The 12,031-nt window shown below is 68.1% G+C and carries 9 protein-coding genes and 1 tRNA gene; 6 read left to right on the top strand and 4 right to left on the bottom strand.

The features are described 5' to 3' along the window. Positions 1–250: 250 nt before the first annotated feature. From CELF_RS00215 to CELF_RS00205, 3 genes are read right to left on the bottom strand one after another with little or no spacing between them, the layout of a single operon-like run. A complete protein-coding gene (locus CELF_RS00215) occupies positions 251–1,303 on the bottom strand; it encodes an Eco57I restriction-modification methylase domain-containing protein (RefSeq protein ID WP_013769222.1) in 1,053 nt (350 codons plus the stop codon). Between the two features lies 1 nt (position 1,304). Beyond that, positions 1,305–4,661, bottom strand: a complete 3,357-nt coding sequence (locus CELF_RS00210) for a DEAD/DEAH box helicase (RefSeq protein ID WP_013769221.1) — start codon at positions 4,659–4,661, stop codon at positions 1,305–1,307. After that, entirely contained in the window at positions 4,658–5,350 is a 693-nt protein-coding gene (locus CELF_RS00205; protein WP_049791402.1) for a DNA methyltransferase family protein, read from the bottom strand. The genes CELF_RS00210 and CELF_RS00205 overlap by 4 nt, the downstream gene beginning before the upstream one ends. Before the next feature lie 447 nt (positions 5,351–5,797). On the opposite strand from CELF_RS00205, the gene CELF_RS00200 reads away from it, so the two are divergent. The 3 genes from CELF_RS00200 to CELF_RS00190 all read left to right on the top strand — a co-directional run bounded on the left by CELF_RS00200 (position 5,798) and on the right by CELF_RS00190 (position 8,756). After that, complete coding sequence (locus tag CELF_RS00200) at positions 5,798–6,031, top strand: hypothetical protein (protein WP_013769220.1); 234 nt, start codon at positions 5,798–5,800, stop codon at positions 6,029–6,031. A 248-nt stretch (positions 6,032–6,279) separates the two neighbouring features. Further along, on the top strand, positions 6,280–7,122 hold the full coding sequence (locus CELF_RS00195) for a site-specific integrase (protein WP_232014277.1): 843 nt from the start codon (positions 6,280–6,282) through the stop codon (positions 7,120–7,122). 29 nt (positions 7,123–7,151) lie between these two features. Then, positions 7,152–8,756 (top strand): hypothetical protein, encoded by a 1,605-nt coding sequence (locus CELF_RS00190; protein ID WP_013769218.1) that lies wholly within the window; start codon positions 7,152–7,154, stop codon positions 8,754–8,756. A gap of 271 nt (positions 8,757–9,027) precedes the next feature. Here CELF_RS00190 and CELF_RS00185 read toward each other — a convergent pair. Then, positions 9,028–9,110: transfer RNA gene (locus CELF_RS00185), tRNA-Leu, on the bottom strand. Between the two features lie 258 nt (positions 9,111–9,368). On the opposite strand from CELF_RS00185, the gene CELF_RS20575 reads away from it, so the two are divergent. Genes CELF_RS20575 through CELF_RS00170 form a run of 3 tightly spaced genes read left to right on the top strand, consistent with a single transcriptional unit; the run spans position 9,369 to position 12,026 of the window. Next, positions 9,369–10,079, top strand: coding sequence for an FHA domain-containing protein (locus CELF_RS20575; protein WP_013769217.1), 711 nt, complete (start codon positions 9,369–9,371; stop codon positions 10,077–10,079). A gap of 9 nt (positions 10,080–10,088) precedes the next feature. After that, the gene (locus CELF_RS00175; RefSeq protein WP_013769216.1) at positions 10,089–10,634 is read left to right on the top strand and encodes an FHA domain-containing protein FhaB/FipA; all 546 of its coding nucleotides are present in this window, start codon (positions 10,089–10,091) and stop codon (positions 10,632–10,634) included. A gap of 3 nt (positions 10,635–10,637) precedes the next feature. Continuing rightward, positions 10,638–12,026 carry a PP2C family protein-serine/threonine phosphatase gene (locus tag CELF_RS00170; protein WP_013769215.1) on the top strand — a complete coding sequence of 463 codons (1,389 nt, stop codon included), beginning with the start codon at positions 10,638–10,640 and terminating at the stop codon, positions 12,024–12,026. Positions 12,027–12,031: the final 5 nt, after the last annotated feature.

Raw genomic sequence — 12,031 nt, 5'->3', positions numbered from 1 at the left:
GTGTGCTGCCGAGCGTCAGGCTAGTGCGCCGCAGGAACGGCACCACCGGGCTACGGCTGCTGTCATGCCAACGCGGTGTACGCGCGGGGCCGGTCACCGGAAGGGCGTGTGCTCTGCTCCGACGCACTGCCTGACCCGCTCCGGGACCCCGAGCCGCCCAAGACTGTCGACAGCGCCACCGATAAGGCTCGCGCACGCTGGCACTTCGACGATCGGGACGCCTACCGGTTCACTAGCATTCGTCCCGCCGTCACTCCATCGGCCTTACGTTCGCCTCGATGAACGCGATCTCGTCGTCGGCCAGCCCGTACTTGGCGTAGAGCTGAGCGTCGATGCCTGGAATATCCTGCTGCCAGTCAATGTCCGATTCAGGCGTGAAGTCCTGGACCGGAACGAACTTCCACGTTGCGCGCGGGTTGTGCTGCGTCACCTTGAGGATACCGAGCATTGCGCGGGCGAACTTGGACTTTATATACCGCAGGCATGCCTCACCTTCGGTCTCGGTATCGAAGGAGCCGATGGTGACGAACGTTTGAGTGACGCCAGTCGACGGGCCGAGCACCGTCGGCTTGTTCAGGGCCACGCCGAAGAAATCGGTCGTCGAACCCGACCCGTTCGCCGCCGGGATCGCGACCTTATACCTGTCGGAACTCCTAGGGGTGGTGAGGTACTCTCTGCGAATCCAACGGATCACCCGCCTGTTCTTGTGCACGCCAAGGATGCGCATGTACTCGCCGCCGTCTTCGGGGCGGTTCTCGTGGAACAGGAACGCGAGTTGGTCGAACGCGTTCGTGCTGACGCGGAACTTCGCGTCCTTCGACATAACGCTCGAAGCCTCCGGGTGCTGGTCGTGCATCGCCTTTGTGAACGCATAAGCACGACCGCTCGACACTTCCGCGTCGATGAACGTCGCTCCGCACTCCAGAACCTTGTGCAGGACAGTGTTCAGCTCGGGGGACTTCGTGAAGAATCCGATGGGTCCGAGCTTGCGCTCCGAGTCGCGATGGGTGACGGCGATGCCACCCTTGATGGGGTCCGTGAGACCCGGGAACAACCGGTTCGAGTCCGGCTCAAAGTGCGCCACCGTCAGGTGCTCGTCTGCGAGCATCTTCGCGTTCCACGCCTTCGGCGTGAAGCCAGCATCGGACAAGAACCGTGCGGGAGTGATGATGACAGCCTGCTTCGCCACCTCGTACGCGGCATCCATGAACTCGTGATAAATCGGGGTGTCGCGCGTGCCTTCCCCTTGCGCCTCGGCCTGATACGGCGGGTTGCCGATGACGACGTCGAACTTCTTGGCCATCTCAGGCGTCTCCCAGCATCTCGTCAACCAACGCCTCGCGCTCCTGGCTGCTCAACTTGGAAATGTCGGCTACGCGAAAGTGCCCGGAGTCTTCCAACCATGCTCGCCGCTCGGGCACGCCGCCGCTGACAGCCTCCAGTGTGATGTCATGAAGAATCTTATTGGGGCTCATCTCAAAAACCTGCCTGGTGAAAATGTGCTCCAGGCGCTCGGCGGGGTCGGGAATCGCCTCGGTCAGGCCCACATCGAGCCGGCGGACGAGCTCCATGCAGAACAGCCCGGCGGTCGAGAACGGATCCGCGAAGGTCTTCTTTGCATCCGAGAAGATGCCAGGATTTCCCGCTTCCAAGGCGTCGCACATCATTTGAACAACCGGCTTTGGCGTGAACACGAGGCTGGTATTCTGCTGTGGAATGTAGGCGAAAATGTCCTCGGTCAGCGCCGGGTCGAAGTAGTCGGCGAGCTCCTCCTTCTTGGTGAGGAACTCCTGCATCGCCTGGTCGAAAACTGCCTGATCGAATAGGCCGGGAACACGTGTGACCTCTCCGGTGGTCGGGTCCGTGATCTCCCTTCCGTCGCGCAGCTTGCGGAAGTCTTCCTCGGTGATGCCGGTGACCTCGGCGAACACGTCGCTCGGGGTGTAGTCGTCGAAGTTGGCAAGCGTGATATCGCGGTCACCGTACGCCATGACGAACATTGGGATGGTCCGAGCGAACCCGCGCAGGTGGTCGCGTGCAGCATCGAGAGTCTTATTAACGCTCGCCTGCGCCTTCCTAGTCTCTTCGCGCTTTACGATGGTCTCGGTGATGGTGTCCAGGGTTTCGTGGACGATCGCGCGCACTTGTGCGTCAAGGTCGGCCTTCGCCTCGGCCTTCTTCATTTCCAGGACTTTCAACTCGACCTCGGTCGCGGCGTGCTTTGCTTCGGCCTCGATGTGATTGAGCGCGATCTGATGGTCGATGAAGGCGCGTTCCACCTTCGAACCCACCTGCGCCTCAGTCGCCTTCTCGTCGGCGATGACTCGCGTGGCCTTCATCTTGTACTCGGCGGCTAGTTTCTCGCGGGTCTCGCGGGATTTCTCGCTGACCACGGCGGCGATCTGCTTAGCAGCCTGCTCCGCCTTGACGATCGCCGGGTCGAGCGAGGGAACGTCCTCGTTCGAGTAGATCGGCTTACCGATCTCGGCAACCTTTGGGTTGATGACGGTCTCGAAGTCGAGCTGCACGTTGCCTTCGGCATCCGTGGTTGGCGGTGGGACCGGCACGTCGACGGGCGTCCCCTTCTCGACCTTCTTCTCCTTGGCTACCGGCAGTCGGTTGAGGATGTCCTCGAAGTGCTCCACGGCCCGGAAGATGCCGGAGACGTTTGCGAACAGCAGGTTGGATAGGAAACCGCGTCGCACGACCTCGCGCGCCTTGAAGACCTGCGGGAAAGTGAGCACCTTCTCCGCATCGAGCTCGATCATCTGGCCTTCGGTATCCTCGCCCAGGATCGGGAAGAAGTTGAGCAGCCGTCGGATGTTGCCGCGCCGCTCAACGCCGTCGACGGGCGGGCGGGCGGCGAGGTTATTGGCGAACTGGTCAAAGATCGTCAGGGTGCGCTCAGGCGCGAAGTCGAAGATGTAGGCGTTCTTCTTCTGCAACACCTTATCGCCACGGACGAATGTGTGCGGGTTCTGCGCGCGGAACGCGGCCTGCATGTACAGGGCGGGCGAAGACAGGTTGGAGAGCATGATAACCGCCGTCCACTCCGGCACCGTCACGCCCGTTGTGAGCTGGCCGACAGACAGTGTGATGGTTCTGCCGCCTGAGCCATCCGCTCTCGCGATGGCCTCACGAACCTTATCGAACGACTTTCCTGCGGTTGCCAGGTCGTCAACGGCCTCGTCGAGCCCGTCTCCATCCTCGGCGCTGGGCCTGCCGTCGCCGGCCGCCAGGATCACTGTGTAATCTCGGAACACTGGGTGCGCCTTGAGCAGCCGTTCCAGTGCCTTCGCCGAGGCGACGCGGTTGAGAAGCCAGAACGAGTGCCTGACTTCGTCCCGCAGTTCGGAGGTGGAGAACGGGTACTTTTCCTGGGTCGTCAGCGCGTCCAGGAATCGTCGAACGTCGGATTCGTAGATGAAGTAGCCGTTGTCCTTGGTGGCAAAAAACTCAGCCAGGTCGAACGTGTAGTCGACATTCCCGGACTCCTCGTCCAGTGCGACACCCTCGGCAAGACGGTCGGTTACCATGCGCGAGAGTTGATAGGTGAACAGGTTGAGCTTCGGGAGTTGGGCGTACGGGTTGTCCTGCGTCTCGTCGGACCAGTCAGCCTTGGCCGCCTGCTCGTCCTCGTAGGTCCAGTTGAAAATCTGGTCCTGGCTGAACCGCCCCTTGGCGAGGGCCTTGAACGGGGTGCCCGACAGATGCAGCGTGTGGGTCCGCTTGATCTTGTCGAAGGCGATGTCTGTCTTTGTGGTGTCGATGCCTTCGTGCGCCTCGTCGATGACGAGCAGGTCCCACTGCGTGTCAGCGATGTACTTGAGTTTGTCGAACGACCCGCCGAAGTATAGCGACCCCTTGAGGTCCTGGAGCGAGACGAACTCGATGAGGCGGGGGTCGCGATCCTGGTGCTCCAGGGAATATGCCTTCCACTGGTCGCGGGTCATCGGACGGCGCTTGTCGAGCGACGGCGAGTCGGACACGAACTGGTAGGTCGTGCGGTGGGCGACGAATTTCTGATAGTCGTCGAACCAGGAGTTCGCGATGGCCGGCCTATTGGTCACGATAAGTGCACGCTTGACATCCATCCTTTGCATGAGGTCGTACGTCGTCAGCGTCTTGCCAAACCGAGGCTTGGCGTTCCACAGCGCCTCTTTGCCCTCGACGGTAGTCCCGAACGCGGTTAGGGCCTGCTCGACCGCCTGCCGCTGCTCGGGGCGCAACTTATAGTCCTGCGGCTCCACCGTCTGGGCGACGGCAAAGTCTTGCATGATGAACGCCGAGAAATACTCCCGCGAGGTCTTCGGCATCCCAGCGAACTGGTGCCATTCAGTCTTGCCCTGATCCTCGAACCGCTTGACGCCCTGCTGGCGCAGGTAGCTGTGGAAATCGTGGTCGGTGAACCACCTGCCGCCTTCGGTGATGAAGCGCGCCTTGTACGCCCAGAGTCTGCGCTTTTGAACCATTCCACCCATCTGCGACGCCTGCTGAGCGATACGGGCATCGACGTCGCCCTCGGTGTACCCGACCTTCTCCCAGCCGGCGGCTTCGAGGAATGTCGTGCCGTCGGGCGATAGGACGCTGGGGGTCGTCCAGGAGTAGACCATCGGGACGACCTCGTCGAAGGTCCGTATCTTGGGGGTGTAGGAACTCACTTGGCTTCCTTGTTGAAGACGGTGTTAATACGGCACGGCGCGTAGACGACCCGTTCTTCGAGGGCGGCGAACAGGTCCACTGCAGGGGTATCGGCACGCAGGGAGTTGAACTTGAACGACTCGCGGACCACGAGATTGCCCAACGTGCGGTGCCACCACGAGAACTCGATCTCAGACCCGTCCGGCGCCGCGCCGGTCAAGGTGTTGCCGCGCCGAATGTTTGTCGCGATGAGGAACTTCGCCGCGCGGTAGAGATTTGTGCGCCGACTGACGCCCGTGCCGTGACGGTTGTGCCAGGAGAGGAACACGTCGAGCATGGCGCCTTGCGCGTCGGAGTGGTTGTCTTCCAGCAACTCAATGCCGTAGATCGACGCGAGGGCGAACAACGACTCGCGCTCCCATACCCGCGGTGACAGGCGCGTCTCGATCGCAGCGAGCTTGCGACCCAGAATGGCGACGAGGAAGTTTCCGTCTCCAGCGGCCGGCTCGAGGAACGTCGCGTCGACGAAGCCCGGCCCCGTCTCCAGCTCCTCGGAGACGACGTCGAGCATCAAGTTGACCATGTGGGCAGGTGTGAATACCTCGCCATGCGCCTTGACACGCGCCTTCGACTTGATGAGCCCCTCCCACCCGTCGCTTCGCTCGCCGTCTCCCGCTAGGTCAGGGAGGAGGGCGGTGGTAGCGGTCACGATGGCAGCGTATCCGCGGTGTGAGGCGCTACACGTGATGGCACACCAGCGAGGGGCGGGGGTGCTCAGCGTGCTGCGACGCGTCTGCCAGTCGATCGAGTTCCCGGCAGCGCTCCGGTCCTAGGTCGGGTGGGGTGGGGTGGGGTGGCTGGCGGTGCCATCGTCGAGGAGGCTGCAGAGGGACTCTCCGGGGTCGGTCGACAGGGTGACTGAGCCGTCCAGGCGCGGCGTGTCGCCACCCCAGGAGCTCCGTGGCGGAGATAGCGTGCGAGCACGGCCCCTTACCGCGGTGCGGCAAGCCGGGTCACTTCTCAGGCGATCTCGCCTGTGGCGCAGAGCGACAACTTCATCGATCCACCTCTTGACGGTCTGACCAGCCGTGCGACGCCTCGTGAGAGGCACAGATCTGCATCGCACAGCTGGCCGTCGAGACAGGAGGTGGGTGACGTGAAGGAGCCGGGCAGTTCGATCCACGTGCCCGCGGCGCGCGCCGGCCGGCCGCCGTCGCGCGCTCGCGAGCTGAACCCCCACGAGCTCGTGCGGGTGGAGATCCGCATGCCCGCGGCCGTCGCCGGGCCGTTGTTCGCGCGCGCTCGCGCCGCCGGCCGTCCTGTCAGCGCCGTCGCGTCTGACCTCTTGGCGGCCGCCCTCGCCGACGACGCCGGAGACGCCATGGCCTGAGCTGCTCGGCGCGGGCCGCCGATCCCCTGACATGCGAGAGGCCGGGACTGGCATCCCGGCCCGATCGCCTTCACAGCGGTTACCGCCGCTGCTCGAAAGAGAACCCCGCCTCGTGAGGAGCTTTCGTGCGCCCATCTTCAGATTCCAGAACTGCCCTCGTCAACCGACACGCCCGAGAACCGCTGACCGCCGCCCGCGCCGTCGCTCAGTACGTCCCGAAGGCGCTGCCCCCTGAGGACTGGGCGCCCGTGGCCGACTTCGCCCGAGCAGTGGCCGTCGACGTGCACCCGTCAGACGACCGCCGGGCTGTCGAGGCGATGCGGACCCTGTCGCAGTTCCTGGTGTGGGTGCACCGTGAGGGGCTCCCGCTTGACCGCGAGCAGGTGTTCACCCCCGACGTGGTGAGCCGGTACATCCAGGTCGGCTGTGCCCATCTGGCCGAGGCCTCGCGTGCCACGCGCCGCTCGGATCTTCGCCGCTTCGGCACGGCCGTGACCTCGAAGGCTCCGTGGGAGCCGCCCGAGGAGCGCCTGCGCGCGAACCAGCGGATCGTTCCCTACAGCGCGGACGAGGTGGCCCGGCTCCTCGAAGTGTCCACGCTTCAGCGCACGCCCCTGCAGCGCCGCAGGATGCAGTCGCTGCTGGCTCTCGGCCTCGGCGCCGGGCTGTACCCGCGCGAGATCTGGCACGTCACGACCGACAGCCTCGTCGAGCGGCACGGCCACCTCTGCCTGGCGACGCCGGGCAGGCAGGCCCGCACGATCCCGATCAGCCCACCGCACGACCGGACGCTGCAGCACATCCGCGAGGCCGACCCTGGGTCGATGCTCCTGGGCTTCGTCGCCGCCGATTGGGACCGCTCGCGCCTGTCCAGGCTCATGCAGAACATCGAGCTCCCGCCCGACTGCCCGGCGCTGCGCCCGAGCAGGCTCCGCGTCACCTGGGTCAAGGAGCATCTCGAGCACGGCGTCCACCTCGGGGCGCTCGCCCAGATCGCCGGCGTCGCCTCCTGGAAGATCTTTGGCCACGTCATGCCGTTCATGGCCCCGCGGCCCGAGGACGAGGTGTTCGCCTCAATGGTGCGGAGGTGAGCCGGCCCCGCGCCCGACGGACGCCGCATATGACGTCGTCCACCGGGCGCAGCCGCGTCATCTACACGCCCGCCCCGCTGACCACCGCGGAGAAGGTCCGGCGCGCCCGAGCGTGGGCGGATCACGAGGTCATCACTCGACTGGTCGCCGCTCGCATCCGCACGACAGGTCGCCGCCGCGCGCTCCCGCTGGACGCCGTCGCCGCCGGGATCATGCTGCACGCGCTCGGTCGCCCCACCGCGATGACGATCTCCGGTGTCACGCGCACGATTCGGGCGGTGTCACCCAGCGAGCGATTCGCGCTCGGCTTCCCGCCCGGCGCCGTGATCCGGTACCGACCAGTCCTCTCCGGGTTCCACGCTCTCAGGGAGGCCATGGGGACGGGATGCCTCGTCGACCACGACCACGACCTCACCGCCGACGAGCAGACCGGCGAGGTCGACGATTGCCCGGACGGCTGCCCCTTCACTCCCGCGAGCCTCGACGACGTCGCCACAGGCCTCGTGCAGGCCAGCATCCCCACCACCTGGACACCGCCGAGCGTCGTCGCCATCGACGGCACCGACGTCGAGTCCGCCTACCGGGCGCGCACATCCAGCGCGAGGGCCGACGACGACGCCCTCCGTTCGCCTGACGGCGACGCGCGGTGGGCCAAACGCACCGGCACCGATCGACGGCCCTCCGAGCTGTACTTCGGCTACGAAGCGCACATCGCCACCTTCGCCCCCGAGCCACAAGGGGAATCGCTCCCGCAACTGGCGGCCGGCCTCGCCCTGCGTCCCGGGGTCGGGGATCGCGCCGGTGCCGCGCTCGGCATCATCGACGCGCTTCGGCACGTCACCGAGGTGCTGCTCGACCGCGGCTACACCACCTCACGCGCTGTGAACCTCGCTCGCCCGCTCCGTGAACGCGGGATCACGGTCACCATGGACCTGCACTCCACCCAGCGTGGCGTGCGCCCCGGCCCGATCCCTGGGTCCCTGTGGATCGACGGCGCCCTGTACTCCGACGCGCTCCCCGAACCCCTGCGCCACCTCGAGCCGCCGAAGATCGGCGACACCGCCACCGAGAAGGCCCGCGCCCGTGAGCTGTTCGACAAGCGCGAGGCCTACCGCTTCACCCCACTGGCCCGCCGCCACGACGAGCGGGGCACCCAACGGTGGAAGGGACCAGCCCTCGCCGGGCACCTGCGCTGCCCGAACACCCCGGCGTCGATGCGGCTGGGACGCCACCTGCCCACCGCAGGGTGCGCCAGGGGCGGCGCGTGTGCGTGCGGCAAGACCGTCACCGTGCGCGATACCGACCTTGAGCGCGACCGCCAGCCCTTCGCCTGGCAGTCCACCCGGTGGGCGCTGTCCTTCAACCGCCGCAGCCTCATCGAAGGACTCAACGCGCAACTCCGCTACCAGGTCCGCAACGTCAATCGCGGCTACTTCCGCATCCCCGGCCTCCTCGCCACCACCCTGCTGATGGCCGTGACCCTCGCCGCGCACAACATCGAACGCCTCCGCGACTGGCACCTCGGCCGGCACCAACCCGACCCCTGGCAGGTCGAGCTCGGCGAAGAACCGTCAACTGAACCGATGGACCGCCACACGTGGACCAGAGGGCGGCGCCGTCCGTACCGCGGGTAGACGCCTGAACCCCGACGCCTGATCACCGCGGCCGCAGGCCGGCGCGCACGACCGCACCGACGAGTCGGCGTCAGCCTGCCCGCGAACAGGCCCACGGACGCCTGATCAACCCGAGAAGCCCTGCCGAGACCCGCTCGGCAGGGCTTCTCAGCGCCCGCGAGCGCCTCCAGACGCGCCGAGGCACCCCGAGAACCACAAAACTCCCGGCCAGAGAACTCTAACCGGGAGTTTCGGTACTACTCGGCGGCCCCCATCGGGAACCACCCCACTGTGCGCGAGGGGGGATTTGAACCCCCACGCCCTTTCGGACACTGGCACCTGAAGCCAGCGCGTCTGCCGTTCCGCCACTCGCGCGCGCCGAGAACACTAGCACGGCGCGAGGGAGGCTCCCGACCCGGCCCCGCACACCCCTCGCCCGGGAGGGTCCGGCGCCTGCCTCCACCCGTCCCCGGCACGGGATCTGCGCGACGTCCACGCACCACAAGGTCCCCGTCACCCGACCGTGACGGTCGCCGCACGGATACCATCGACGCTCAGGACCGGGCGGCGACCGCCGTCCCGGCGGCACCGACCGGCACGCCGGCCGCGCGGCACGAGGACAAGGAGGTGGGCGTGGGCTTCCTCGACAAGTTCGAGAACGGCGTGGAGCGCGTCGTGAACAACGCCTTCGCCAAGGCCTTCCGCAGCGAGCTGAAGCCGGTCGAGCTGACGAGCGCGTTGCGCCGCGAGCTGGACGACCGGGCGGCCGTCGTGGGGCGCGACCGGACGGTCGTGCCGAACGAGTTCACGATCGAGCTGTCGAGTGCCGACTACGACCACGTGGAGCAGTGGGGCGCGGAGGCGATGGCGGACGAGTTCGCCGCTGCCGTGACCGACCACGCCGCGGGTCAGCGGTACGCGTTCGTGGGGCCGGTGACGGTGTCCTTCGGCGAGGACGCGGCGCTCGAGACGGGCCGGTTCCGGGTGCACAGCGCGACGGTGCGCGGTGCGGTGGCCCCGGCGGCGTCGACGACGGCCCCGACGTCGCGGCACCCGCTGCTCATCGTCGACGACCAGCGCTACATCCTCACGGGCCCGGTGACGGTGATCGGCCGGGGCTCGGAGGCGGACATCATCGTCGACGACCCGGGGGTGTCGCGTCGGCACCTGGAGATCCGGGTGACGCCGGACGGCGTCATCGCCTCGGACATGGGGTCGACGAACGGCCTGTACGTCGAGGGGCACCACGTGCCGGCGGCGACGCTGGTGGACGGGAACACCCTCATGATCGGCCGGACCCGGATCCAGTTCTGGACCGGTGGCGAGCCGGACCTGGACGAGTGACGCCCGCGCATGAGTGAGGTCACGATCACCCTGCTGCGGCTGGGGTACCTGGCGCTGCTGTGGGTGCTGGTGCTGTCGGCGATCGGCGTGCTGCGCCGCGACCTGTACGGCACGCGCATCACCGACCGCCGCCGGGCGGGCCGTGGCACGCCGTCAGCACCTGCCACGCGCCCCCAGCCGGCAGAGGCCGCCGCGGCGCCCACGCCTGCACCCGCCCCGCCGTCGGCCCCGGTGCGCACGCCACGGTCGGCCCGCAGCGGCTCCGGGCCGCGCCGGCTGGTCGTCACCGAAGGCCCGCTGCGCGGCACGATCGTCCCGCTCGGCACGTCGCCGGTGCTGATCGGTCGGGCGCCGAGCTGCACGCTGGTGCTGGACGACGACTACTCGTCGTCGCGGCACGCGCGCGTCTTCCCGCAGGACGGCCAGTGGTACGTCGAGGACCTGGGGTCGACGAACGGGACGTTCCTGGCCGACCAGCGCGTCGACGGACCGATCCCCCTGCCGACCGGTACACCGGTCCGCGTGGGACAGAGCGTGCTCGAGCTGCAGAGGTAACCGGTGACCGTCGCCCTCAGGTACGCGGCCCGGTCCGACGTCGGACTCGTGCGCACCAACAACCAGGACTCCGCCTACGCGGGCCCGCACCTGCTCATGGTCGCCGACGGCATGGGCGGCCACGCGGGCGGTGACGTCGCGTCCTCGCTGGCGGTCGCGGCGTTCGCCCCGCTCGACGGCGAGTCGCACGGGCCGGACGACGCGCTCGACCAGCTGGAGGCGGCGCTCGAGCAGGCCCGGGACGAGCTGCTGGCGCGCGTGGACGCGGACCCCGAGCTCGCGGGCATGGGCACGACGGTCATCGCGATCCTGCGGGCGGGCAACAAGCTCGCGATGGTGCACCTGGGCGACTCGCGCGGGTACCTGTTCCGCGACGGCGTCCTGACGCAGGTCACGACGGACCACACGTTCGTGCAGCACCTGGTGGACATCGGCCGGATCACGCCCGAGGAGGCCGAGCACCACCCGCAGCGGTCCGTCGTGATGCGCGTGCTGGGCGACTTCGACGCCGAGGCGACGCCCGACCTGTCGGTCCGTGAGGCGCGACCGGGCGACCGGTGGCTGCTGTGCTCCGACGGCCTGTCGGGCTTCGTGAGCGCGGAGACGATCGAGGAGACGCTGCGCACGGTCGCGGACGTCGACGTGTGCGCGGACCGGCTGGTGCAGCTCGCGCTGCGCGCGGGCGGCGGCGACAACGTGACGGTTGTGCTCGCGGACGTCATCGAGCTGGACGACGTGGCCGACGGCGCGGGGCCGACGACGGCCGCGGCGGTCGTCGGGGCGGCGGCCACGACGCGGCACGAGCCGACGTCGGCGGTGGACGGGCCCGCGGCGCGCGCCGCGTCGCTCGCGCAGTCGGCAGCCCGGGCCGCGGCTGCCGCGCCCGCGGAGGACGGGTCGGATGGCGAGGACGCCCCGCCGCCCGCGGACCCGGACGACGACGACCCGGCGCCGCGCCGCCGGCTGCGGCCGGCCGTGGTCTGGACGCTCGCGGCGGTCGCGACGGTCGCGGTGCTCGCGCTGGGCTACCTGTGGACGCAGACGCAGTACTTCGTGGCGGACGACGACGGCGAGGTCGTCGTCCTGCGCGGCCTGCCGCAGACGCTCGGGCCGGTCGCGCTGTCGACGGTCGTCGAGCGGTCCGGCACGCAGGTCGAGGACCTCGCGTCCGCCTACCTGCGCGAACGCGTCGAGCAGACCATCCACGCGACGTCGCTGGAGGACGCGCGGGACGTGGTCCGCCGCCTCGAGGACGACTCCGAGCCGGAGCCCACGCCGACCCCCACACCCAGCCCGACCGCCACGCCCACGCCGACTCCCCCGGTGACGGACCCCGCCGCACCGCCGGTCGACCCTGCCGCGGACCCCGCAGCCGGGGTGACGAGCCCGTGAGGGGT

Source organism: Cellulomonas fimi ATCC 484 (assembly GCF_000212695.1).
Lineage (GTDB): Bacteria > Actinomycetota > Actinomycetes > Actinomycetales > Cellulomonadaceae > Cellulomonas > Cellulomonas fimi.
Note: the sequence above shows the minus strand (reverse complement) of the source record. Positions and strands in the feature narration are given on the sequence as shown.

Coding starts and splice junctions, on each gene's coding strand:
- CELF_RS00215 (WP_013769222.1), bottom strand. CDS start 1,303: ATGGCCAAGAAGTTCGACGTCGTCATCGGCAACCCGCCGTATCAGGCC.
- CELF_RS00190 (WP_013769218.1), top strand. CDS start 7,152: ATGACGTCGTCCACCGGGCGCAGCCGCGTCATCTACACGCCCGCCCCG.
- CELF_RS00175 (WP_013769216.1), top strand. CDS start 10,089: ATGAGTGAGGTCACGATCACCCTGCTGCGGCTGGGGTACCTGGCGCTG.